The organism is Blastopirellula marina (assembly GCF_002967765.1).
In the GTDB taxonomy this organism is placed as follows: Bacteria; Planctomycetota; Planctomycetia; order Pirellulales; family Pirellulaceae; genus Bremerella; species Bremerella marina_A.
This window is the reverse complement of record NZ_PUHY01000001.1, coordinates 261928-286447: the sequence shown is the minus strand read 5'-3', so window position 1 is coordinate 286447 and position 24520 is coordinate 261928. Positions and strand designations below refer to the sequence as shown.

Sequence of the window (24520 nt, the reverse complement as noted above, 5' to 3'; positions counted from 1 at the left end):
CGTAGATTTTGTGACTAAGCGGCCATCATGCTGCCACTTTGGGGGATCAACACACAATTAACCCCGATTTCCCGAGTGACTGTTGTCGTTGCTCACCAAGTTTCCTCCTCAGATGAGGGGCAAGTAGCTTGAGCGGTCAATGACGATGCGACCTAAACACCACCTGCTTCCAATACTTTTGTGGGGAACTCAACGAGCATGAAGAACACTCCATCCATTCTGGGCACCTACTTCGCATTTGCGGCCGTGCTGGCGGCGACGATCGGTTGTGGTAGTGGCGGTGGAAGTCCTGGCATCGAACTCCAAGGTGCTGGTGCTAGTTTTCCCGCTCCGCTTTACACCTCTTGGTTCAAAGAATATTCCAAGGCGCACAAGGGCGTGCAAATCGATTATCAGTCGGTTGGTAGCGGTTCGGGCGTGACTGCCGTGATCGACGGTACCGTAGACTTCGGCGCCAGTGACGCGGCCATGAAAGAGGAAGAAATGGCCAAGGTCGAGCGAGGCGTTCAGCTTCTGCCGATGACCGCTGGGGCCATCGTTTTGGCATACAACCTTGACGGCGTAGACGAACTGAAGCTTTCGCGTGAAGCTTACGTCGACATCTTCCTGGGCAAGATCAAGAAGTGGAATGATCCGAAGATCGCCGCCACCAACGAAGGGGTTTCGCTGCCTGATCAAGAGATCAACGTTGTTGTGCGATCCGATTCCAGCGGAACCACCTACGTTTTCACGCAGCACTTAAGCACGATCAGCCCAGAATTCGCGGAAAGCCCTGGTACCAACAAGGCCCCAAACTGGCCTGTCGGAACTAAGTCGAAAGGTAATGAGGGAGTTACTACCTCGCTTGCTCAGAACCCAGGATCGATTGGCTACGTCGAATTCGGCTACGCCATGAAAGCCAAGTTGGCCATGGTTTCCTTGGAAAACAAGTCGGGCGAGTTCATTAAGCCTTCGATTGCTTCGGCTCAAGCTGCTTTGGCAGGCGTGGAAATGCCAGAAAACCTGATCGCCTGGCTGCCCGATCCGGAAGGTAAGGATTCGTATCCGATCGTTACCTATACTTGGATCATCGCTTACAAGAAGTATGACAGTGAAGAAAAGGTGAAGGTCTTTAAGGACCTGATTCAATACTGCTTGACCGAGGGACAAAACTCGAGCGAGTCGCTTGGCTATATTCCACTACCAGAATCGGTGGTTGCCAAGGTTTCCGCGGCGCTCGATAACATCTCTGCTGGTAAATAGTCAGCCTATTCCAGGCTTGGTGATACCAATCACCAAGCCTGGTTCCCTTTTTGGGTGCTTCGACGCGACATCATGGATCAACACAAGAAATCGCCGATCTCGCGACCCCCCACGTCGTTAGAGATTAATACCGATTTGGCATTCCGCTATACTTGTTTAGGGTTTGCCTGGCTGACGATCGCGGTGATGTGCTATATCGTCTTCGAGATTTCCTGGAAGGCAGGGCCTGCAATTCAGGAATACGGGTTAGGATTTCTTTCCACGCAAACCTGGGACCCGAACACCAAAGAGTACGGCATTCTGCCGGAGATCTGGGGCACGCTTTACAGCTCAGCGATTGCCCTGTTAATTGGCTCACTTTTCGGCGTGTCCGTCGCGGTGTTCCTAAGTGAAGGATACTTGGGCAACTTCGTTTTCAGCATCTTGAAGATTTTCGGGGTCCAGTTTCACCCATTCTGGGGCAAGCTTCCCAGTGCTTCGGAAACGGCCCTCAAGAACTTGGTTGAATTACTCGCCGCGATTCCCAGTGTGGTCTATGGCCTGTGGGGGATCTTCGTCGTCATCCCGATGATGCGAGATTCTTGCAACTGGCTCTATGAAAATATGGGTTGGTTCCCGCTCTTTGGAACACGTTTTCAAGGCCCTGGGATGCTGCCCGCCTCGTTCGTTCTCGCAATTATGATTCTCCCGACCATCTCGGCGATCAGTCGCGACGCTTTAGTTGCCGTGCCGCCCAAACTACGGGAAGCCTCGTATGGACTCGGTGCGACACGGTGGGAAACAATTCTCTCAGTGATTTTACCGACCGCGTCCGGCGGAATCTTCGGTGGAATAGTGTTGGCCTTCGGTCGTGCCCTTGGCGAGACGATGGCCCTCGCGATGCTGGTTGGCAATGTGAACACCATCAAGGTCTCGCTGTTTTCGCCCGCCAATACGCTCGCGGCGCTGTTGGCCAACAACTTTTCCGAAGCAGGTAGCGACGAAATGAAAGTTGGCGTGCTGATGTACGCCGGCATGGTCCTCATGGCGATCACACTTGGTGTGAACGTCATCGGTGCTTTGATTCTGCAGCGGGCGACTGCTGGCGTGAAAGGGCTCAACTAATGGCGGCTTCCCCAAAAGATCCGTCGCAGCTCAACGAAGTAGATATTAGTCGACTGGAAAGGTCGCTGAGAAAACCACGTGCATTGCTGAGCATCTTTCTCAGCATGACCGTCACATTGATGACGGTCATGGCCTTAGTGCCGTTGTTCTCGGTGATTTTCATGCTCTTCTACCGAGGAGCATCCAAGCTGACTTTCGAGAATTTCACCGCACTTCCGCCAACCGCCTTTGAGGAAGGGGGCGGATTCGGTAATGCCTTAGTCGGAACCATTGTTATGGTTGGAATCGCCGGGCTGATCAGTGTTCCCTTTGGGATCATGGCCGCGATCTTCCTTTCCGAGCTTGGGCCGAATAGCAAGACCGCCAAAGTGGTGCGGTTTTGTGCAAAAGTCCTCAGTGGATTTCCCTCAATTTTGGCAGGCGTTTTTACATACGGGGCCGTGGTGCTCGTTACAGGCGGCTTCTCAGCTTACGCTGGGGGGGTAGCTCTGTCGATTTTGATGCTTCCAGTCGTCATGCTGACGGCCGAGGAGGCCATTAGGATGGTACCCCGGCGAATGAAAGAAGCTTCCATAGGAATGGGGGCTACCCAGACCCAAACCTTGTGGTACGTAACCCTGCCCACTGCATTGCCCGGGATCCTAACGGGAGTTATGCTATCGGTGGCTCGCGCTGCCGGAGAAACGGCTCCTTTGTTGTTCACCGCGTTGTTTAGCAACTATTGGTTGATAAACGACAGTAACGAATTGCAACTAAACGACGCCACCGCGTCGATGGCCGTGTTGATTTACAATTTTTCCAACTCATTCGTAGATAACCAGAAAGAAATGGCGTGGTCCGCTTCTCTGGTTCTAGTACTTGGTGTCCTAGTGACGAATTTGATTGGGAAAAGCCTCTCCCGAGGCGGGCCTACACGTTAGACGAATTGCATAAGGCTTTAGCTACGCATGATCGCCAACGAAGATGCCGGTAAGACCGTTATCGACTGCGATGTGAAAGAGCTCTACTACGGCAATTTTAAAGCCGTGCGAGATACTCGCGTTCCCATCCAACAGGGTGAGATTACCGCTTTCATCGGTCCTTCCGGTTGTGGAAAGAGTACCGTCCTTCGCTGTTTGAATCGCATGAACGACCTGATTCGCGGTTTCCGCTTTGAAGGTCATGTTCAGTTCCGTGGGCAAAACATCTACAGCCCCACGATCGACCCAGTTGCCGTTCGCCGTCACATTGGCATGGTGTTCCAGCAACCGAATCCGTTCGCGATGAGCATCTATAAGAACATCACGTACGGCCTTCGTATCAACGGCTACCGTGGCAACTACGACGAAGTCGTCGAGCGTGCACTACGGGGAGCTGCATTGTGGGACGAAGTTAAGGATAAGCTGAAGCAAAGCGGTTTGTCGCTCTCTGGTGGTCAGCAGCAACGTTTGTGTATTGCTCGGGCGATCGCTGTTGAACCCGAAGTGCTGCTAATGGACGAGCCTTGTTCTGCCTTAGATCCGATCGCAACGCGAAAGATCGAAGAGCTCATGAAAGAGCTCAAGCAGAAATACACGATCGCGATCGTCACACACAATATGCAGCAAGCTCAGCGTGTGGCCGACAAGACCGCCTTCCTCTATGTCGATACGACACAAGGTGGCCGTACTGGATACCTGGTCGAACATAATGAGACCAAGGAGCTCTTTGAAGATCCGAAGCAGGAATACACTCGCCAATACATTCGCGGTGAATTCAGCTAAGCGGCCATTCGGCGTAGATCGAATCGATGCGGCGCCTATGTAGACCGTGTCGATTAAATAGATTTCGCTCTATCTTCAATGCGCGGCAGCTGATCTAGCAACTCTCCATTTTGCTGTTGTGATCGGCGCTCTAGCGAATCGTTTCGATCACGAAAGCGTTGGCATTCTCGCCGGTGTGCAGCGGCAGTTCGGATACAACAATCATCCGATCACCAGGGGCAACCAAGCCGATCTGTTTGGCGATCGATGTGGTCGACGAGAGCATCTCGGCCGTGCTGGTCGGAGCTTTCATCTGCCGGGACACAACTCCGTGATAGATTCCCATTTTGCGAACCGTACTTGGAATGTCGGACAACGCGAGAATCGGACAGTCAATCCAATTCTTAGCGATCAGTCCTGCCGTGGCCGTGGTTTGCGAGTAAACGCCAACCGCGGCGATCTCCTGCATTTTCAGGATGTGACGAATCGAGTAAGCCAGCGCGGCGGTGTTGGGTGGCTGTCCAAAGCCGACTTTGATCGGACGATCGGTGATTTCCATCAGACTTTCGGTGGCGATCACCGTTTTGGAAACCACTTCGACAGCCTCGGTCGGATAATCGCCGGTGGCCGTTTCATCTCCTAGGAGAATGGCATCAGCATGGTCGAAGACGATGTTCGCGATGTCGAACACTTCTCCATCAGTTGGCTCTAGTGCGTGCTGCATCGAGGAAAGGACGCCCCGCTGCACCAGACACGGCTTGGCACCGATCTGGCACTGACGTGCGACCATCTTTTGCATGACCGGAATCGACCACTTCTCAAGCTCGTTTAAGCCAGTCGATGTGACGATCACGCCATCAGAGGCCTGGATGATACTGTCAATGTCGCGATAGTTACTTCCATGATCCAGCCGCGCGAGGATTGCGGCCGTACTACCAACCCGATCAAGCGCTTCGCGCACTTGCTGAATCGAGCGTGATCCCTGAGAAGCGGACGTCGTGACGTACTCGATTTCCTGCTGCCCGATCCAATCGAGAACGCCCGATTTTACGGCGTCCTCTAGAGAAAAGCGTCCATCATCGCTGTTAATCCTGGCCAGGATTGCGACGGGCTGCTTCGCCATCCCTTCGACTTCGCGAATCACTTCGTACGCGGCTTGCCAATCGGCCGGCGTACCGCTGGTAAAATCGAGCAGGCACGCATCCGCACCAGCGCGCACGATCGTCTCCAGCATCTCGGTCCGAGAGCAACTCGGACCGATGGTTGCAGCGACTTTGGTTCGTTTCAGCATGCCGGTGACGGCAAATTCAGATGTGCGGAATGGTTCAACCACGAAACTTTCTTCCTCCTTGGTGAAAGCACTATAGTAACATGGTTGGGGGGCGGCGAGTATCGTATTGGCCGCTACCGAATCTTGGCATCGGGCAATTCCTTGCCGATTCCTTGATCAATTGGCATCTCATCGGTCGCTGGCGTCAGCCCTAGATTCGCCATTTTCTCAGTCAACTCATTTCGCAGTTTTGCCACTAAACCAGCACGCTCTGGCTTCTCGGCGAGGTTGGTGGTTTCACCAGGGTCGTTTTTCAGGTCGTACAACTCGGCCATGTGGCGATCAGGCGAACCGTCACCGTGCGGATAGCGAATGTATTTCCAGCGATCGGTTCTCAGAGCGCGGACATTTGGTGTGTAGGGGAATTGTTTTTCGTAGTTGTAGTAGTACATCCAAGACGTACGCCAGTCATCGTCCCCTGACTTGGCCAACGAGGCAAATGACTTGCCATGAATGTCTTCAATCGGTTGAGCGCCGGCAAGTTCGATCAGCGTCGGTGCCATATCCACGGTAAGAATTTGTTGATCGAGTTTCTTTCCTTTGCCAAGTTGCGGATAACGAACAAGCAGTGGAACGCGAATGCTCATTTCGTGAGCCGTTCGCTTGTCGACCATGCCATCTTCTCCCTCCAACAATCCGTTATCCCCCATAAAGACGATGACCGTATTGTCGAGTTCGCCAGTCATTTCCAGGTATGCGTACAACTGGCCCATGCTATCGTCGACGCTCAAAATCGTACCCCAATAGGCATGCACCATATCCTCGAAGGCCTTCACTCCTTCTGGGCTATCGTCGGGAAAATCTTTGCGCCAATCGAAGAGTGGTCCGTAGATACCATGCCACGTGTAAAGACGTTCTTTGATCCACTTCGGTTTGTCATCCAATTTAAAGGCGGTCTTGGGGTACTCGACCTCGACGTCATCAAACGAATGTTCGTATTTCGGCTCTGGGAAGTAAAAGCTGTGCGGTGCCTTTTGGCCGATCATTAAGCACCACGGCTTGCCGCTGTGATCCTTCTTCAGCCAATCGAGGGCCATATCGGTGACGACGTGCGTGTAATAGCCCTTCACCAGGCGGCTTCCCTGGCCGTTGATGTTGAATTCGGTATCGAAGTATTTGCCTTGGCCTTTATGCGTAACAAACCAATCGAAGCCTGGACGAGGCTCGTCGTTGTTCTCGCCCATGTGGTACTTGCCGATGTAAGCAGTCTCGTAGCCGGCATCCTGCAGACGCTTAGGAAACGTTGCCATTTCGACAGGAAACTCAGTGAAGTTGTTGGTTACTCCATGAGCATGGGCATACAACCCAGTCAGTATCGAAGCACGGCTGGGAGAACAGAGCGAAGTTGTACAGAATGAGTTGTTGAACAGAATTCCTTCTTGGGCCAAGCGATCGATGTTCGGAGTTTTGACATGCTCACTACCCAAACAACCCACCGCATCAGGCCGCAGATCATCGCACAATACAAACAAGATATTAGGCTGTTTCGTTACATTCGCGGGCTCAGCCGCGATAAGCATTGGGCAGATAAGCAGCAGCGGCAAGGTCATGAGAAGAGACGTCGGTCGACAGCAGTTCATTCTGAAGAGTCCTATTGAGGCGAGGCATGCGGGGAGAGTGAGGGATGAGGTTGAGCGGTAACCTGTTACCAATTTTCCTCAAATCGTCGCGGAATTCCAGGGATCACACTACCCACTACTGGAAAAGCACAGGAAAAGTAAGCAGGTTTCGTTGCTCAAGGAATATCATTCACCGCGAGCTAGGGTGCCGATAACCGCGCACCTTTAGCCTGTACATTGGTTACTGGTAGAGCGGAAGGCATGGGATTTGAACCCACATGACCCAGAGGATCGCACGGTTTAGCAAACCGGCCCGACAGAACCGTATTCGGCTACCTTCCAGAGAAGCTGATCACGAGCGGAAAATGAACCGCGCATAATGAAAACTTCGTTGGTGAATTGCATCTGCGTGAAAACGCGACTACCGATGCGTGATCGAAAGAAAGCTCATCGATTCATCGGTGGCTCAAAAAAGTTTGATTCACAGATCATTTTCCAACGGTCATTGAACCAAGTCTGTAACGTTTGATAACGGCTTCCCGTTCGGCCAGTTTCTTTTCGAGGTCTTCGATGTCGGCACGCAAAATCTGTTCGACCATATGCCCGTTGGCCAATTCGGTTTCTTCGGAACGGACCTCGATCGAATCGCGTAACGACTCCCTGCCGTCGCTATAGCCCGAGTCGTAAGCCTCGTGACAGACGAAAGTTGCCACGGCCAAGCCGAAAAATGTAATGGTTACGCTGCGTTTCACGTTTCAATACCCCTTCCAATGAGCGGAGTGAATCATAGCTCTGAAAGGTGGTATGGGCAAGTAGGTTGTAAGGGATAGTGGTCAGAAATGGCATATTCATGACAATTAATGATGCGTTAATGGGATATCCCCATGATATCACGTGGCATTCCAGTTAGTGAAAGTGGCCCGAGCGGGACTCGAACCCGCAACGACCTCGAAGTTTAAGTTCGAGCGGTCAACCAATAGCCACCGGGCCGCTGTATATTTGCGAGTAGCTCGAGTGGGATTCGAACCCACAGCATCCCTGTGTCTGAAACAAGGTGGTCTGCCAGTTGCCTACCGAGCCATTTCAAAATTGTCAGCGGAAGCCGTGGGACTCGAACCCACAAGCGGCACGACACCGCCAGCTGTTTTCAAGACAGTTTCCTCATCCAGCCGGATGACTTCCGAGTTAGTGACCCGTGTGGGATTCGAACCCTACCTGCTCGGCTTGAAAGACCGATGACCTCACCAGAAGTCGAACGGGCCAACGCTTATTCAGCGTCGTGTCACCCACTAAGGGTGCGTAAGTGGACTGAAAGGCGCTCGAATCCTTGTCTACGGTTCTTCAAACCGCCGCTTTACCGTCTAAGCTATCAGTCCAGAAGGTTCGCTCAGGGCATGAAAAAAGCCCGGAGTCTCGTATGACGTCGGGCCTGAGTTGATGAACAAGTTCTTCTCAGGCGTCGGTCACTCGCATAAGCGTTCGAGGAATAGAGATGAAAACTGCGATTCCAGGCGCGCTTGTTCATCGAATGAACTGAAGAGCAGACTAAGATTGTGGCGCGACATGGTAATCAATTCCCATTTAGAAGTGGCCAGTCGAACGTTTCCGCAACGATTCGACCTACACGATAATAGACGAATGTGTCGCAAATAGGTTCGCACTTTCCCAACGTATTTTTATGGGCGTCTCCATCGAGCAAACCGCACAAAAGCCAGGTAAATTCGGCCGATCGATCGCTTCAGAGTATTCGTCGCGTCCTTTTCGTCAATCAGCAATGCGTTATTTCATTTAGTAACATGGGCTGCATCTTGTCATGTGGTTGACTGATTTTTGACGGAAACATTTCTCAAGATGGTTACGCTGCAACTCATTCGCGTGGGGGCGGTGATATGCGAGAATAGGGAAACACCTGCGGCAAGAAACAAATTGCCAGATCATGCACTTGGAGATTGACTATGAAATACTTGGATGGACTTCGCCCTAAAGTTGCTTGGGCATTGCTTCTGGCTATGATCGCGTATCCCGCGATGACGACGGCTGCCGAGGTTGATCCCGACACCTTCGACGGACCATGGAAATACACTTTCAAGCAACCGGCCGAAGGTTGGCAGAAAACCGACTTCGATGATACGGCTTGGTCGGAAGGTTTCGGTGGTTTTGGTACACGGGGCACCCCCAACTCGCGGATCGGCACAGAATGGAACACGCCTGATATTTGGCTTCGCCGAACCATCGAACTGGAATCAATTCCTGCAAAGCCAGCTTTGCTGATTCATCACGACGAAGACACTGAGGTCTTTTTGAACGGCACTCAAATCGCGACGTTCACGAAGTGGTCGGACAAATACGATGTCGTGCCGCTGACGAAGGAAGGTCGAGAAGCCTTGAAAGAGGGAAGCAATTTTCTCGCTGTACATACACATCAGAACGATGGTGGGCAGTATGTCGATGTTCATATCATCGACGCCGACGACGTACCAACTTTGCCGCCAGCTCGTATCCCGCTTCGTCCTTATCAGTCAGACTTGATCACCAAGTGGGGCGAAGAGGTCACGGAAGACATTGTCTGGCAGGAATACCCACGTCCGCAAATGACCCGTGACAACTGGGACAATCTTAACGGGCTGTGGAATTACGCAATCACCTCGCAAAACCAAGACGACATTCCGGAGAAGTGGGACGGCCAGATTTTGGTTCCATTCGCGATCGAATCGAAACTATCAGGTGTTGGTCGCAACCTTCGCCCAACGGAAGCCCTGTGGTATCACCGCAGCGTCGATCTGAAGCCAATCGCGGGAACGCGTACGCTTCTTAATTTTGAAGCGGTAGATTACGCCTGCCGCGTTTTCGTGAATGGCGTGGAAGTTGGTAGCCATATCGGCGGCAACGTGCCGTTTTCCATCGATGTCACCAAGGCGGCCAAGACCGGGCTAAACGATGTGGTCGTGCGCGTTGAAGACAAGACGAGCGGTTCCCAACTGCGTGGGAAGCAAACGCTTGATCCTCACGGAATTTGGTACACGCAAGTCTCCGGTATTTGGCAAACCGTATGGGTCGAACAAGTGCCGGAAACGTACATTTCTGACCTAAAGATTCTGACCGATGCTGAAACAGGTCGGATTCAAATCTCGCCAGTCGTCTCGGGAAATGGCGCCGCCAAATTCGCGCTCAAGGCGACGGCCTTCGAGGAAGGTCAACCGATTGCAGATACGACGGCAGCCGGTGAAGACCTTGTGCTTGAGATCGAAGACGCCAAGCTATGGTCGCCAAGCAATCCGCATCTGTACGACGTCAGCGTGGCGATCCTCGATGACGATGGAAACATCTTGGATGTGGTGGGAACCTACGCTGGCATTCGCTCGGTTGGAACCGTGAAGGATGAAGCGGGACATTTGCGATTCACGCTCAATGGTAATGTGATCTTCCACTGGGGCCCGCTCGATCAAGGCTGGTGGCCAGATGGATTGCTGACGCCTCCGTCGGACGAAGCAATGAAGTTCGATATCGAATACCTTCAAGCTGCCGGCTTCAATATGATCCGCAAGCATATTAAGGTCGAACCGCGACGTTATTACTACTACTGCGATCTGATGGGTATGATGGTCTGGCAAGACCAGGTCAGCGGTGGCAAAGGCCCAGCTTGGACCCGAATGCGTCCGAACCCATCGGACGCCGAATGGTCGGACGAAGACCACGCCCAGTTCCTGCGTGAGTTCGACGAAATGGTCGACACCTTGGAAAACCATCCAAGTATCGTCGTCTGGGTTCCCTTCAACGAAGCGTGGGGTCAACACCGCACGGTTGAAACGGGTAAGTGGATCCTCGAACGCGATCCAACTCGCTTGATCAACATCGCTAGCGGTGGTAACTACTGGAATGTTGGTCATGTCGCTGATCAGCACAGCTACCCACATCCTTCGTTCCCACTGCAGCAAAAGCGGTTGGATAGCAAGGTGAAGGTCGTTGGCGAGTTCGGTGGCCACGGCTGGCCCGTGGAGAATCACCTCTGGAAGAAGACCCAGGCCAACTGGGGTTATGGCGGACTGCCTCGCACCGAGAAGGAATACATCGGACGTTATCAAGAGTCAATTGATATTTTGAACGACCTGATCGGCAAGGGCATCGCAGGCGCCGTCTATACCCAGACGACCGACGTCGAAAGCGAAATCAATGGTCTGATGACTTACGATCGTAGAGTGATCAAGATTCCGGCGAAGACTCTGAAAGAAATCCACGCTCCGTTGGTGAAGTAGTTCAACAATCGGAATCTGCAACAAACAATAAAAAGCTCCGGCGTGTGATCGTCGGAGCTTTTTTTATCGGGCTAGGAACTTTCGTCTCGCGATGCGCCATTCTGCGAACGCTTCTCCAGCAACTCGCTCATCATCAGTGAAGCTCCTGCGATGAGAATGGCTACGACGATCACAATTGTGGCATCTTCAACACCGCCAGGCGTTTCCATCTTGTCGTAAACGTAGAGTGGCATCGTCTGAGTTTTTCCGGGGATGTTGCCGGAGATCATGATCGTTGCCCCGAACTCCCCGAAACCGCGGGCGAATGCCAGTACGCAACCAGCGATAATCCCAGAACGAGCCAGGGGAACGGTCACGTTCCAAAACGCATCCCACGGTGTCGCCCCGAGTGTCTGCGCGGCCATTTCAAGGGTTGGGTCAACATTCGCGATTCCAAGGCGAATGGATCGTACCATCAACGGAAAGGAGACGACCGCGGCAGCGACGGCGGCACCTTTCCAGTCGAACACAATTGAAACGCCGGATAGTGTTTCGAGCATGATCCCTAACGTTCCGTTCCTGCCAAACGCGACCAGCAAAAGATAACCCGTGACGACCGGCGGCAAAACGAGGGGAAGATAAACGATTGTCTCGAGGATGGTCTTTCCCCAAAAGTTTTTCCGCGCCAGCAGCCAGCCGCATGCCAGACCAGGAGGAAGACCCAACAGGACGCCCATCGTAGAAACCCGCAAGCTGAGCAGGATCGCAGAGATCTGATCGGCATCCACTTACTTGCTTACTCCGTCGATGTTGCTGAGCGAGACAAACCCATAGTTCTCCGCGATCTTCCGTGCTTCGTCCGATTTCAGGAATTCAAATAAATGGTCAGCAGCCGGATTGGTGTTGCGCGACCTGATTCGCACCAGCGGATAGACGATTGCTTCGTGCGAAGCTGGATCGAACCGTTCGATCACGCGAACTTCATCGGTTAACATGGCATCAGTAGAGTAAACGATCGCCGCATCTACCTCTCCTCGCTGAACGTAGGCCAATGTACTGCGTACATCATGACCACGGATCAGCTTATCGCTACCCGTTAGGTTTTCCCACAAATGGTGATACTTGAGGGCCTCTTCGGCGTAGATACCAGCGGGCACGTTCGCACCAGCAATCCCGATTCGCTGCACGGCCGGTAGGTTTAAGTCGTCCAGGCGTTCGATGCGAAGTTGTGATTCCTTAGGAACGACCAGTACTAAAGCATTACCAAGCCATTCGATTGATTTTGCAGAAAGGCCCGCATCGGCGATTTGTTCAGCCCATTGACGATTGGCGGAAACATAAATGTCGGCCGGCGCGCCAGAGAGAATCTGTTGCGCCAAGGCATGGGATGGGCCGGTACTGATTTCAATCGTTAAAGGAACGTCTGATGCAGCGACTGCGGCATTGGCCATTTCCTGCAAAGCATCCTTTGTGCTTGCGGCTGCCAAGATGACGACTTGTGCCGGCGAGTCAGTAGGAGCTTGCTCGGTACATCCGATTACCTGACCCAAGCCGATCAGCAGAATCAGGATGTGCGGCGGGAGATAATATCGCGAGCTAGGAAACATGGATTGAGTCTCGATAGGAAGAACTCAATCCATTGTAGGTCAAACGGATCGCTACGGGAAAGGTGCCGATGCCAAGACGCTATTTGGGTATCACGTGTAGGAGCACCGGTGGTGTCGCATGACCACCATCCACGCCAGTATTCAGATGGAAAAGTCGCGATGTCGGTTCAGCCACTTCGTCTGCGGTGATGAAGAACTCGCGTTCATTCTGGCCGTCTAACATCATCAAGCCATTTAAGCCAAGATTGGCGATATTGACCGCGAAAGGAAGATTTCGGCCGGAGCCTTCCTTTCCAAATGTGATGTTTCCCTTGAGGTCCTTCCGTTCCGCAATCACCTTCAACATGATTGTTTCGCCTGGATGAACCTCGAATTCAAGGGGACCATCTGCGGCCGCCTGGCGTGGCTTGGCTCCACCCTCGGCCGCCTCGATATGGATCGCCAATTTGGGGGTCTTGCGAACGTTCACCTTCTTGAAGCCCGCCACGTCATGGGTCGTTTTTTGTCCTTCTGGCATCGCGGTCGCTTGGATCTTGATTTGCTTAACGACATCTTCCGCAAGCGTTTCGACTGCTTCGGTGGCTTGAATGACGCCGGTCGCTTCAATTTGACCAGGCTCGATCGTGATGGGCGTGGTTGCCGTGAAACCTTCGGGCAGGCCTGATATGTCAATCTGGATTTCGCCGTCGAAATTATCGAGCCGGTCGCAGCGAAATAAGATCTCTTGCGCCCCACCGGCCGGGACGTTGAGATCCTTCGATGCAAGATTCACGCGGAAATCTTCCTGGCGTGGGCGAGCAGTCAGTTCGTAGCTGAAGTTGTCGCCCTCGAAGTCACGGACGTCGCGGACCTTGACTAAGTATTCACCATCCTCTGGGGCGGTGAAAAACAGTCGAGAATCATCTCCCATGGTACGACGCGATTCGTCGTCGTTTTCGTAGTAGAGAGTAAAAACCGGTAAGCCATTGGGAAGTACTTCCTGCCCAGGAGCGAGCGGTTCGACCACATAGCAGGGTTCACCCAGGGCATGCGCTAAGGGAGTCGTATCGAAGTAGCCCCAACGTTTCCCTTGGCCAGGATAAACACGGAATCCGCTGTCTGGACCGCGTGGATGCAGCCACAACCGGGCGACCTCGCCATTGGAATACAGATACTCGTTCAGCTTCATCTCTTCCCAGATGAAGACACGGAAGTCGTCTGAGGTGGAGTCATCTTTACCGCGGAATGTAAAGTACGATTCACGCGTCGCTTGCAGCTTAACCCGCTCGACGGGGCTTCCGTCGAGATGATAAATAGAAAGGTGCGAATCGAGAGCGCTCTTGGATCGAGCGGCGTTGATCTCCAGCACCCAATTCTGTCCGGCTTTTGCTGAGAAGCGGTAGTAATCGATATCAGGGCCAGGGGCGTCGCCGGCAATCTTCCCTGTGATCTTCGCAGGGAAGTTGACTGCCTGAGCGGAGTCGATGGTATCGTTCGATTCCTGTTCGGCGATTGTCCCCATCTCGGCTTGAGGAATTGGTTGAGGCTTGGTTTTCGGAGCCATCGAAGCATTGCCTTTCGGCAAATCGTCTGGCGACCAGGTTAGTCGATCGACCTGACCATCGAGTCGTCCAAGGTAAAGCGATTGAGTCTGGGAAACATAGCCCGCTGCCATGGAAATCTCTGGGCGATCTGCCCACAGTTTCAATTCGGTATAGCTGCTTGTATCCCACAGCTTTACAGTGAGATCGTTGCCTACTGAGAAGAGCTTGCTGCCGTCTTCGTTGAAGACAATCCGCTGAACGGGGCCTTCGTGGGCGAAACGGGCATAAATCATCGGATTGATCTGGGGTCCATCCTGAGCCACGAATTGCCAAACACGCAAATTATTATCTGCTCCACCACAGACAATTGTTTTCCCGTCGGGGGAGAACGAACAGCAATAGACTTCTTTCAATGGTTGTGGCAAGGTATCCAGACGCGTCCCATCCGCGACACGCCAAACCTTGCAGGTATCGTCAGCGCTTGCCGAAACAAGGAAGCGACTGTCGGGGCTAAAACCTACATCGTATACCGCGCCGTTGTGCCCTTTAAGTTCCCGCAGCTTTTCACCGCTTTCAATACTCCAGAGCGTGATCAGACGGTCGTACCCACAAGTGGCCAAGAATTTGCCGTCAGGTGAGATTTCAGCATCGTAGAGAATGTCGGCATGCCCTTGAAAGGATTGAAGCGATTCTCCCGTTTCTCTTGCGACGATAATCGCCTCCCCTACTAAGCCAGCGACACCTGTCGCGATCGCGATTTGCTTCCCATTGCTTGAGTAATGAATCGCAGTTACCTTGCCAGGCAAATCTTCCAACAGCTGAAGTGGCTTGGAACGATCAAAGGAGCCATCTGAGCTAAGTGGGACAATTTCGACTTGGCCGTAGCTACCCAGGGCTAATTCTTCACCGTCGGGTGAAACCCCCAGTGCGGAAATTGGTCGAACCTCAGAATGGGAAGCGATCTGTTGAACGTCGAGCTCCCAGGCAGCTTTCACCTTTTCGCCGCGTTTCATACCAGACTTCAACCAAGCCTGGATGATAGCGATTTCCTTTTCGCTGGGGGCCGGTTCGTCTTCTGGTGGCATCAGGGCTTCGGATTGCCCCGTCATCACGGTCAGCAGCCGACTCTTTTCGGGATGCTGCTTGTCGATCAGTGGTACTTCGCTCGTCCGCGCATTCAGGGCATCGAAGCTGTGCAGCGACTGTTCCGCTTCAGGCGACTCAGCGCCGTGACAACCAACGCAGTACTTTCGCAAGATCGGGGCGACGTCGTGCTCGTACGTAGGTGCTTCCGCGGCGGATAGTTGGATGGCAACCGCAGGTAAGCAAAACAGCGTGAAAAGGGCAAGGCGGAGAGTTTTCATGGGTCTTAGTGATTGAAAAGGAACTCGCGGGTACTCATGAGTCCCCAAAAGATATCTTCGATCGTAGCACGCTCGTCCGCGGAACCGACTGGCGTGAGGAACTTAAGTAGCTCTTCGCGTTTTTCAGCGGTGGGGAACCGCGAAAAACAGGTCAGGTAGATCTCGTCGACAAGTGCCTCGTCTGAAAGGCCGTTGTGACGTAGTTGCAGTAACGTCTCAACGCGGCTACTTGCCGACTCCAGTTTTTCGTTAATGGTATTGCCATTGGAAATGTGCAGCACTTGCACCATCGTTGGTTCCGCCGAACGCTCACATTCGCAGACGATATTCCGTGGATTTCGCCCGAACGCGTCGAGGAAATAGTTCTCAACCGCGGAGTCATAAAGCTGAATAGCCTTGGTGCCTTCGGGGTAGAATTCAGTCTTCTGTTTGTCGTTGCCTGGGAAGGCGACGGTATCGAACTTCGTGGGTACGTCCGTGACCTGCACGACGGCATCGTGTAAGACCTCGGCCATGAGGCGACGCGGGTAGTAGCGACTGTAGAACCGGCTCTCTGCTTCGTTGCCGGCGACCGACTTGCTTGTACGTTGATAAGCATTCGATTGCAGGATCGCTCGCATGAGTGTTTTCAGATCGAACTTGTTATCGACGACATGTTTTGTCGCCGCTTCGAGAAGCTCGCCGTTGCTGGCCGGGTTGGACACCCGCAGGTCGTCAACCTCTTCAACCAAACCAACACCAAAGAAGTTGGCCCATACGCGATTAGTAATCGCCTTAGCGAAGTAAGGATTCCCGGAGGAAGTAAGCCAATTTGCGAACTTCACCCGACGATCGTCAGGATTGTCGAACGCTATCGCTTCACCATCGAGAGGCGTCGGCGGCTGTGGTTTGCCAGTGCGAGGCTGAACCAGTTCTCCGGATGTGACGACGTACAGCGTTCGCGCGCCGTCTCCGTTACGACTTTCGCCTCCCCATCCCTTAGCTTTAACGCGGGAGAAGATGTTCGCCATGGCGTAGTACTGATCGTTCGTCCACTTCTCAAGCGGATGGTTGTGACACTTTGCACAGCCAATCGAAAGACCCATGAACGACTGTGATGCGTTCTCGGTCATCTCTTCCGGGGTCTGGTTGAGTGCAAAGAAATTGGTCGCCCCGTTCTCGGTGCTTTCGCCGGTAGCGGTGACGATCTCACGGACCATGACATCCCACGGCGTGTTCTTCTCAACATGACCATGGATCCACTCGTAATACGCTTTGATCGGGGCTGGCCGCAAGAGTGTGCCGTTGAGCATCAAGACGTCGGACCATTTGTACGTCCAATAGTCGACAAACTCGGAACTCTCCAAGAGACGCTCGATGAGCTTGTCCCGTTTGTCCTTGCTAGTATCGGCCAGGAAGCCACGTGTTTCATCCACGGTCGGAATACGGCCGACCGTGTCAAGGTAGGCTCGTCGCAGGAATTCTGCATCAGTGCAGTTTGGCGATGCGATCAAATTCAATCGTTTCAGCTGGGAGTCGACTTGCTCATCGATAAAATTTCGCGGGGCACGCTGATCCGCATTCGCGATTTCTTCTTGGCTGGCTTCATGCGTATAAGGAACCGTAGTGCGAGCGATCGCCAGTTTGCTGGCGTACCACGCCACGATGGCTCCTTCGCCTGGTCCGATGATGGAAGCTTGTCCCTCTTCGCTCACCTGCGAAACGGCATCGTTGGTCGACGACCACTTCGTCCAACGCGTCACATCGCGCTCTGAGCCATCGCTGTAAAAAGCACGCACTACAAAGTCTTGCTTCGACCCGACCGATTGAAGGGAAGCCGACGGATAGACTTCGATGTGGTCGACGACGGCATCGGAAGGCTCAGGAGGTGCAGCACCTCTGGCGATCCAGTCGGCGACAATCTGAAAGTCATTGGAATCGCTGGGAAGCTTGAGGCCGCCTTTGTGCGGAATGGCCGTCGAAGGTTTGGTTAACAGCAAGCTGCGCTCGGGGGCAGCCAGTTCAATTCGTCGCCCTTGGTCTTGTTTTACGATATTGAAGAAGTCCGATTCGGGATCGTATCCTCGCAGCGATAGGCGAAAACCGCCTTTGCCTGCCAGAGCGCCATGGCATCCCCCTGAGTTGCAGTCGCGTTTGGCAAAAATCGGTAGGACGTCATTGCGAAAGCTGCGAACGTGAAATTCTTTAAGCCCTTTCACCTTGACCGAGGTCACAGCCTTCTGTCCGTTCCACTCCGCCGTAACCGTTGCTTCACCGTCGGCGATCGGACTTAGTCGACCTTCTTCGACCGTCACAACATTTTCGTCGCTACTGGACCACTTCAAGTCTCCACGAACTTGCGTCCCTAGTTCGTCGCCGCGCGTGGATTGCACGATCAGCAACTGTTCAGCGAAAGGAGAGTCGAGCAGGACGTTTTTAGGCAGAAGCTCAATGCCAGCATCCTCGGCGCCCCGAGCTGCGGTTGATACAAGGGTATACGTTGCCGCAAGTAGGGCGAGAACGAAGAACGGTCGGGGCGTTGTCATGGAGAGACCACGGGGGAAGGATCTAGAACAATTCATGGATGGGATTGTGGCCGGAGTCAACGATGGGGAAAGGGCGACCACCAGGTCCTGGTAGGGTCGCATGCATATCGAAGCCAAGGCTGTGGAAGATCGTGGCCGCGACATCGGCGGGCTGAACGGGACGATCTGCCGGAACTGCACCAATCGGATCGCTTGCGCCAACGATCCGGCCACCTTGCACGCCGCCTCCGGCAAAGCCACATGTGAAACACTGCGGCCAGTGATCTCGCCCACCCGCCGGGTTCACACGAGGTGTACGTCCAAATTCGGCCAAGTTGCAAACTAGGGTCGCGTCGAGTAGTCCGCGTTGATCAAGGTCTTCGATCAAAGCCGAGTAGCCTTGGTCATATAGTGGGCAAACGATATCACGCATTCCGGTGATAGAAGTAAACGGTTTTGAGCCGTGAATATCCCAAGTGATTTCGTCAAAAACCGTCAGGAAGGTGTTGATCGTAACGAAGCGGACGCCGTTTTCAATCAACCTTCGTGACAGGAGGCAAGACTGTCCAAATCGATTCATCCCGTAACGCTCGCGCACTTTGGTCGGTTCTTTCGACAGGTCAAACGCTTCCCGTGCTTTCGGACTGGTCATCAGACGAAACGCGGACTCGAAGTTGCTTCCAAGTAGGTCAGCGTTTTCGCTCGCCTCGAAGTTAGCCGTTGCTTGATCAACGAGATCACGAATACGTCGACGTCGTTCGAGGCGACTTGAATCGATTTCGATCGGAGGAAGTAAGTCGGGAACCTTGAAATTCTCTTGCGAAGGATCGGCATTCAATGCGAATGGATCGTGTGCCTTTCCAAGGAAACCGCCTGCTTGGCCGTTGGGCATGTTCCCACCGCCACGTCCCATCAACTGTGGGAGAACCGCGAATGCCGGCAAGTCGGTTTTGCGACCACGTTCAAAGCTGACGACCGACCCGATGTGGGGCGTATTGACACCACCGGAAAACAAGCGGCCGGTTTGCATCATCTGCCAGCCAGCATCGTGGACCGCGGCGCCGGTATGGTGGACCGAGCGCACCAGAGAGAACTTGTCGGCAATTTTTGCGTGCTGCGGAAGTATCTCAGAGATCTGCAGGTCAGGATTCGCGGTCGCGATGGGCTTGAACGGCCCACGAACCTCTGCCGGAGCATCTGGCTTCATATCCCACAGGTCAAGTTGGCTAGGAGCACCAAGATTAAAAATCATGATGCAGTTCCGGTCGTCATGGCTCGGTTGGACCGCTCCCTGAGCCTTTGCGGCGAACAAGTGTGGCAGACTCAAACCGAGTGCCCCGAGAGTACCGACTTGGAGGAAGTCCCGGCGGGTCTGACCGTTGCAAGTCACCGACTTTCCGCGTCCTTGGAACGTAAACATAGCGCGAACTCGATCGTAAAGTTGCCGAGTAGATGAAGTTTCGGCAAAGGGTGGGAGCTTGTCAGGGAAAACTACGAGCGTCTTCTCAATTTACTTTGCCCAATACGAGTGTCGCTAGGGAGATTTCCGCAATGTGTGGTATGATTTGCGCATGACGAATTTCAACTTAGCCAGTCCGGACGCTCCACTCAGCGGGGCGGAACTCGCCCTTGCAGGGCTTTTTGAATACCTTCCTGACGTTTACTTGTACGTTAAGGATGTAGAGGGACGCTTCATTAAGGCGAGCGAGAGCCTGTGGCGAATGCGCGGCTTCGAGTCGGAAAGCGAGATGCTTGGTAAGACCGATTTGGACCTTCATCCAAAATACTTGGCCGAGCGTTACGTGGCAGAAGACCGACAGGTGATGGAATCACGAACGCCGCTTCCGAATCAGATTTGGCTCGTTCCTGCGAATCAACCGGGAGAGTTGAAATGGTTTGTCTCGAGTAAGATGCCGCTGCTCAATGCAGGCGGCCAAGTCGTTGGCGTGGCTGGGGTGATGCGTGACCTTGAACGAGCTAAATCGAACGCCAGCCAAGTCAACGAGTTCGAGCAGATCGTGAGTTACGTCCTAAGAAATTACGAGAAATCGATTCGCGTCACCGATTTGGCCGACATGATTCACCTTTCGGTGAGTCAGTTCGATCGGCGGTTTAAATCGATCTATCAGATGACGCCGCAGCAGTATATTTTGCGCGTTCGTTTACATGCCTCGTGTCACGAGTTGTTGGCATCTGCGGCCTCAGTGGCCCAAATTGCGAATTCATGTGGCTTCTACGATCAGAGCTATTTCACCAAGCAATTTCGAAAGCACTTAGGCGTGTCACCCAGTGAATACCGAGTACGATATCAAGCTTCGCCAACGGAGTTGTCAGAATCGTTGGGGCTTCCACCACCGTTCTTGTCTACCTAGGAAACACCGGCTCTGATGGGCGAATCTACGGCGAAATTGCGAAGAGAATTAGGTATTCCCGGGGCCGTGGTGACTGGACTAGGCTCGATTCTGGGTACTGGTGTGTTTGTTAGTATTGGGATCGCTGCTGGCGTTGCGGGAAATGCCGTGGTGATCGCGATTGTTGCGGCAGCGTTGGTAGCGATTTGCAACGGGCTGAGCAGCGCTCAGTTGGCTGCCAATCATCCTGTGAGCGGGGGAACGTACGAGTACGGGTATCGTTGGTTGTCTCCAAGCATTGGGTTTCTGGCTGGTTGGATGTTTCTATGGGCGAAATCCGCCTCCGCCGCGACGGCTGCGTTGGGATTTGCAGGTTACTTATTACAACTATCTGGAAGCGATCACAGTTTCCTCTTGGTACTTCTGGCCTTGGTTGGAATTTCCCTCCTAACGACTGTGACGATGTTAGGGATCCATCGCACATCACAGGTCAACATCGTGATTGTTGCCACCACTTGTTTGGCATTGGTGATATTTGTTGTTTGTGGAGTTGCAGCGAATGAGTCTACGAACACAAGTCTTGTGTCGCTTTTTCCGGCTGGAATTACCTGGGGAGAGCTCGCTCAGGCAACAGGACTGATGTTTGTTGCCTACACCGGGTACGGCCGAATCGCAACGTTAGGCGAAGAGGTCAAGGCGCCAAGACGAACGATCCCAATTGCGGTGATGGTGACGCTTGCGATCTCGATGTTACTTTATGCGTCCGTGGCGATGGTGGGTGTGCAGATCGTCGGTGGGAGCGGATTCTACGAACTAACAAGCCAGAATGCCGCACCGCTTGAGTCGATCGCTGAGCGGATGAACCTACCGGGATTACCTTTGCTAATGGCGATTGGTGCGATCACCGCGATGCTGGGCGTGCTTCTAAATCTGCTGCTTGGATTGTCCCGTGTAGTACTGGCGATGGGACGGCGTGGTGACATGCCGAGTGGTCTCTCGGTAATTCATACGAAGACCGGCGTTCCTTGGGCCGCAACGCTTTTAGTAGCAGGGATTACCGCGGCGATTGCGACGATAGGAAGTGTCAAATTGGCTTGGTCATTCAGCGCGTTCACCGTTTTGGTGTACTACGCGATTACGAATGCGTGTGCCTTACGACTTCGCGCGGAAGAGCGACTTTACCCAGTTTGGATTCCCGCGATGGGCCTAATTTCGTGCTTGTCATTGGCGGTTTGGGTAGAGCGTGAGATCTGGATTGCTGGGGCTACGCTTTTGGCGGTGGGCCTCGTTTGGCACTTCATCGCTGGCAAGCTGTCCGGTCATCGACCAGCCAATAGCGAAGCTGGTTAAGCTCCGTTCATGGGCGCTTTGACTTGATTGAACGGATAGAAGAGCGAAAAGTCGATGCGGCGTAATGCAACATCCAGGATCAGCAAGAACGCGGCAGCACCCAAAAGCCATGGCCAAAGTGGCGTGGGGCGTGTCGTGCCCTGACCGGTTGAGCGGAAGACTTCTTCCACGGTCGGAGCAAACTTACCGCCCGAGCTCGACGCCACGGCCTGCAGAAGCTCTTCATTAGGGGGACGAATGCGGAGTTCATCGCTGTAACCAATCATGAGGCCACGCGACTGACGATAAACAACGTTTTCACCCTGTTTGACCGAAATCTCCAGGTGGTAGGCACCTTGTCGTGGCGTGGGAAACTGCATTGCGTATCGACCCGGGGCCGTTTGCACCAACGTTTGTTTCTCTTGCTTTAGGCCCGGTTGGATGACGGTTGCTTCTACCGTGGCGTCGTTTAAAAACTGACCTGCTTCGTTAACGGCGTCGACCGAAACGTGGGCGATGTCTCCGAGGCGATCGACGGCGACCTGAATTCCGCGCGCATCCCCTTTTCGCATCGTTTGCCGAACGACTTGCGTCCAGAACTTACCGTAACCAGGCCAAGTCATCCACTCAGCCGCCCAGCGTGTCTTGGCATCAGAAGTGAACGCGGCCGTCATTCCCAACCCGTAACGCCACCAGGCCAAAAGTGGATCTCCCTTTTCCGTCGCGAGGATGACTTCGCTGGTCGGCTTAGGACGTGTCATCACATAGCCTAGTAAGAACGGCGCGTTCTCCATGTCGATATCCGACAAGGCGTGCGTCGCGCGAATGACTTGCGGTATGAATGGTTGTTCATCGATGGCGGATTTGCTGGCAGTGACGGTTTCCTTGGCAAAGATCTGGGGAATCTGGGTTGGATCATTGGTGACATAATGTCTGCCTCGACCGGTGCGGGCAATTGAATCGAGCAGTTCCGCATCTGATCCATCACCGATCGCCACGGTTGAAACCGTCATTTTCGCGGCGGCCATGGTCTGGGCGAGCCCAATGAAGTCGCCCGCTTGCGACACACCATCGGTAAGCAGGATGACGTGCTTCAGCTTGGCTGGAGTTGAATTGAGCATCTGGTACGCCATGTCCATGGCGGGATACATGTTTGTACCGCCCCCAGCGTCCAAGCGACCGATGTCCGAGCTAATTCGGGCCTTGTTGTCGGCGGTTTGCATTTCGCTAATGACGAAGGTTGAACCGTCGAAAGCCAACACGGCTACTTGATCACGACGTCCCAAGATCTCTGCGGCTGCCCGAGCTGCCGACTTGGCCATTTCAATCTTATCGCCGTTCATCGAACCTGACTTGTCAATGACCAGCACCATACCAAGCGAGGGCTTTTCCTTTTCCTTCTCGAAGTCGCTGCGTACTGGAAGAATTTCTTCGAGGACCGATTTGTAGTAGCCACCCAGACCAAACGATTGCTCCCCCCCAAGCATGATGAATCCACCTCCCAGGTCCTGGACATAAGTGCGAGCGATACGCATTTGTTGACCGGTCAAATCGGTTGCCGGAACGTTCGAGACGATCATGCATTCGTAGTTTTGTAAATCGGCAAGCGTATCGGGCATACCTTGAGGGGGGCGAATGTCGGCTTGGATGCCTTCGTCTTCCAGGGCGTAAGCAAGATCACGAATGAGACTCGGATCGCTTTCGATGATCAACACTCGTGGCTTGCCAGAAGAATAAACCAAACCAGAGTCGGAGTTGTTGTCGAGCAGAGTATCTTCTTTAAGGCCTGAAATGCGAGCCGTGTAAACGGCGAGTTTGTCTCGTTCGATCGATTGCTGGAATTGAAGACGGTTCTCGCCGGGAGAAAGCTTCTTCTTCTCGCTAACGACCTTATGATCTCCACGGAAGATTTCGATTAATGCTTCGTCTTCATGGTTGGAATGAATCACAGTTTCGACGTAAAACGGAGCACCCTCTTGAACCTCAGCTGGGACATTTACAGCAGAAACTTGAACTTCAGGATCGCTGCGACCAGGTAAGGCGATTGTATCAATGGCGATCTCACTTTGGGCAGCGGAGGCTAAAGCGTCGCCACCTGTTTCATTCCCGTCGCTCAGGACGACGATTCGTGGCACATATCCGGGCGGCACATGGCCTGCCGCCGCTTCAATGGCCGCTGCTAGATTCGTTCCTTCCTGATCTGCTTTCACTTCAGGCGAGACCTTTTCCGTGGAGGTATCGGCGTCGCCTGGCTCGTCTTGTTTCTCGGGTACGTCTTCCTGAAGCTTGCCGATCGTCTTTGAGAATGGGAGCCACGCCGCTCGGTTATTCCCTTTCCGTTCCCACGCTTCACCCAAGAACTTCCGAGTCGACTCTCTGGCTTCTTTGCCCACACTTAAACTTTCGTCAGTCACAAAGACTACGAATAGCTCGTTGGTGCTGCGCAGTAGCGTTAGCCCACTAAGGGCCAACACTAGCAGGAGGATCACCACCATGCGTGTTGCCAGCGAGACCAGCCGTTGACGTGGCGGAAAATCGCTCAGGCTGTGGAGATAGTAATAGATCACCACCGCAGCCAAGGGCAGGGCGAAGAGCAGGAACCAGGGTCGAATGAATTCGAGTGGAATCACAGGCTGTGTCGCTGCGTGGTTAAA

General features: G+C 53.5%; 16 protein-coding genes and 6 tRNA genes. 7 read left to right on the top strand and 15 right to left on the bottom strand.

The genetic code is table 11. The features are described from left to right. The first annotated feature begins 198 nt into the window (after positions 1-198). From pstS to pstB, 4 genes are all read left to right on the top strand, one after another. Positions 199-1242, top strand: coding sequence for a phosphate ABC transporter substrate-binding protein PstS (gene pstS, locus C5Y83_RS01015; RefSeq protein WP_105327776.1), 1044 nt, complete (start codon positions 199-201; stop codon positions 1240-1242). A gap of 72 nt (positions 1243-1314) precedes the next feature. Further along, complete coding sequence (gene pstC, locus C5Y83_RS01010; protein WP_105327775.1) at positions 1315-2346, top strand: phosphate ABC transporter permease subunit PstC; 1032 nt, start codon at positions 1315-1317, stop codon at positions 2344-2346. After that, positions 2346-3266 (top strand): phosphate ABC transporter permease PstA, encoded by a 921-nt coding sequence (pstA, locus tag C5Y83_RS01005; RefSeq protein ID WP_105327774.1) that lies wholly within the window; start codon positions 2346-2348, stop codon positions 3264-3266. The genes pstC and pstA overlap by 1 nt, the downstream gene beginning before the upstream one ends. 27 nt (positions 3267-3293) lie before the next feature. Continuing rightward, positions 3294-4088: a phosphate ABC transporter ATP-binding protein PstB gene (gene pstB, locus C5Y83_RS01000; RefSeq protein WP_105327773.1), complete on the top strand. Its 795-nt coding sequence runs from the start codon at positions 3294-3296 to the stop codon at positions 4086-4088. A 130-nt stretch (positions 4089-4218) separates the two neighbouring features. Here pstB and C5Y83_RS00995 read toward each other — a convergent pair whose 3' ends face one another. From C5Y83_RS00995 to C5Y83_RS00970, 9 genes are all read right to left on the bottom strand, one after another. Beyond that, a complete protein-coding gene (locus tag C5Y83_RS00995; RefSeq protein WP_105327772.1) occupies positions 4219-5400 on the bottom strand; it encodes a pyruvate kinase in 1182 nt (393 codons plus the stop codon). A gap of 71 nt (positions 5401-5471) precedes the next feature. Next, on the bottom strand, positions 5472-6977 hold the full coding sequence (locus C5Y83_RS00990) for a sulfatase (RefSeq protein ID WP_233207010.1): 1506 nt from the start codon (positions 6975-6977) through the stop codon (positions 5472-5474). Positions 6978-7209: 232 nt separating this feature from the next. Continuing rightward, positions 7210-7297, bottom strand: a tRNA-Ser gene (locus C5Y83_RS29280). 147 nt (positions 7298-7444) lie between these two features. Next, positions 7445-7708 (bottom strand): hypothetical protein, encoded by a 264-nt coding sequence (locus C5Y83_RS00985; RefSeq protein WP_105327770.1) that lies wholly within the window; start codon positions 7706-7708, stop codon positions 7445-7447. A 164-nt stretch (positions 7709-7872) separates the two neighbouring features. Next, a tRNA-Leu gene (locus tag C5Y83_RS00980) sits at positions 7873-7946 on the bottom strand. Positions 7947-7962: 16 nt separating this feature from the next. Beyond that, positions 7963-8036: transfer RNA gene (locus C5Y83_RS00975), tRNA-Leu, on the bottom strand. 16 nt (positions 8037-8052) lie between these two features. Next, positions 8053-8138: transfer RNA gene (locus tag C5Y83_RS29275), tRNA-Ser, on the bottom strand. A gap of 7 nt (positions 8139-8145) precedes the next feature. Then, positions 8146-8218, bottom strand: a tRNA-Glu gene (locus C5Y83_RS29270). A gap of 42 nt (positions 8219-8260) precedes the next feature. Then, positions 8261-8332: transfer RNA gene (locus tag C5Y83_RS00970), tRNA-Phe, on the bottom strand. Between the two features lie 579 nt (positions 8333-8911). On the opposite strand from C5Y83_RS00970, the gene C5Y83_RS00965 reads away from it, so the two are divergent. Then, a complete protein-coding gene (locus C5Y83_RS00965) occupies positions 8912-11209 on the top strand; it encodes a glycoside hydrolase family 2 protein (protein ID WP_233207009.1) in 2298 nt (765 codons plus the stop codon). A 71-nt stretch (positions 11210-11280) separates the two neighbouring features. Here C5Y83_RS00965 and modB read toward each other — a convergent pair whose 3' ends face one another. From modB to C5Y83_RS00940, 5 genes are all read right to left on the bottom strand, one after another. Continuing rightward, positions 11281-11976: a molybdate ABC transporter permease subunit gene (modB, locus tag C5Y83_RS00960; protein ID WP_105327769.1), complete on the bottom strand. Its 696-nt coding sequence runs from the start codon at positions 11974-11976 to the stop codon at positions 11281-11283. Further along, entirely contained in the window at positions 11977-12795 is an 819-nt protein-coding gene (gene modA, locus C5Y83_RS00955) for a molybdate ABC transporter substrate-binding protein (RefSeq protein WP_105327768.1), read from the bottom strand. A gap of 79 nt (positions 12796-12874) precedes the next feature. Then, positions 12875-15682 carry a c-type cytochrome domain-containing protein gene (locus C5Y83_RS00950; protein WP_105327767.1) on the bottom strand — a complete coding sequence of 936 codons (2808 nt, stop codon included), beginning with the start codon at positions 15680-15682 and terminating at the stop codon, positions 12875-12877. 5 nt (positions 15683-15687) lie between these two features. Then, the gene (locus C5Y83_RS00945) at positions 15688-18207 is read right to left on the bottom strand and encodes a DUF1549 and DUF1553 domain-containing protein (RefSeq protein ID WP_105327766.1); all 2520 of its coding nucleotides are present in this window, start codon (positions 18205-18207) and stop codon (positions 15688-15690) included. A gap of 22 nt (positions 18208-18229) precedes the next feature. Continuing rightward, the gene (locus C5Y83_RS00940; protein WP_105327765.1) at positions 18230-19606 is read right to left on the bottom strand and encodes a DUF1501 domain-containing protein; all 1377 of its coding nucleotides are present in this window, start codon (positions 19604-19606) and stop codon (positions 18230-18232) included. 151 nt (positions 19607-19757) lie between these two features. Here C5Y83_RS00940 and C5Y83_RS00935 point away from each other — a divergent pair, with 151 nt between their 5' ends. Together C5Y83_RS00935 and C5Y83_RS00930 are read left to right on the top strand one after the other, a co-directional pair. Next, complete coding sequence (locus tag C5Y83_RS00935) at positions 19758-20558, top strand: AraC family transcriptional regulator (RefSeq protein WP_105327764.1); 801 nt, start codon at positions 19758-19760, stop codon at positions 20556-20558. 15 nt (positions 20559-20573) lie between these two features. After that, complete coding sequence (locus C5Y83_RS00930; protein WP_105327763.1) at positions 20574-21887, top strand: APC family permease; 1314 nt, start codon at positions 20574-20576, stop codon at positions 21885-21887. Here C5Y83_RS00930 and C5Y83_RS00925 read toward each other — a convergent pair. Further along, on the bottom strand, positions 21884-24496 hold the full coding sequence (locus tag C5Y83_RS00925; RefSeq protein WP_233207006.1) for a FixH family protein: 2613 nt from the start codon (positions 24494-24496) through the stop codon (positions 21884-21886). The two genes, C5Y83_RS00930 and C5Y83_RS00925, sit on opposite strands and share 4 nt — an antisense overlap. Positions 24497-24520 lie beyond the last annotated feature (24 nt).

Coding starts and splice junctions, on each gene's coding strand:
- C5Y83_RS00950 (WP_105327767.1), bottom strand. CDS start 15,682: ATGAAAACTCTCCGCCTTGCCCTTTTCACGCTGTTTTGCTTACCTGCG.
- pstA (WP_105327774.1), top strand. CDS start 2,346: ATGGCGGCTTCCCCAAAAGATCCGTCGCAGCTCAACGAAGTAGATATT.
- C5Y83_RS00930 (WP_105327763.1), top strand. CDS start 20,574: ATGGGCGAATCTACGGCGAAATTGCGAAGAGAATTAGGTATTCCCGGG.
- modA (WP_105327768.1), bottom strand. CDS start 12,795: ATGTTTCCTAGCTCGCGATATTATCTCCCGCCGCACATCCTGATTCTG.
- C5Y83_RS00965 (WP_233207009.1), top strand. CDS start 8,912: ATGAAATACTTGGATGGACTTCGCCCTAAAGTTGCTTGGGCATTGCTT.
- C5Y83_RS00990 (WP_233207010.1), bottom strand. CDS start 6,977: ATGAACTGCTGTCGACCGACGTCTCTTCTCATGACCTTGCCGCTGCTG.
- C5Y83_RS00935 (WP_105327764.1), top strand. CDS start 19,758: ATGACGAATTTCAACTTAGCCAGTCCGGACGCTCCACTCAGCGGGGCG.
- C5Y83_RS00945 (WP_105327766.1), bottom strand. CDS start 18,207: ATGACAACGCCCCGACCGTTCTTCGTTCTCGCCCTACTTGCGGCAACG.
- pstB (WP_105327773.1), top strand. CDS start 3,294: ATGATCGCCAACGAAGATGCCGGTAAGACCGTTATCGACTGCGATGTG.
- pstS (WP_105327776.1), top strand. CDS start 199: ATGAAGAACACTCCATCCATTCTGGGCACCTACTTCGCATTTGCGGCC.
- C5Y83_RS00940 (WP_105327765.1), bottom strand. CDS start 19,606: ATGTTTACGTTCCAAGGACGCGGAAAGTCGGTGACTTGCAACGGTCAG.
- pstC (WP_105327775.1), top strand. CDS start 1,315: ATGGATCAACACAAGAAATCGCCGATCTCGCGACCCCCCACGTCGTTA.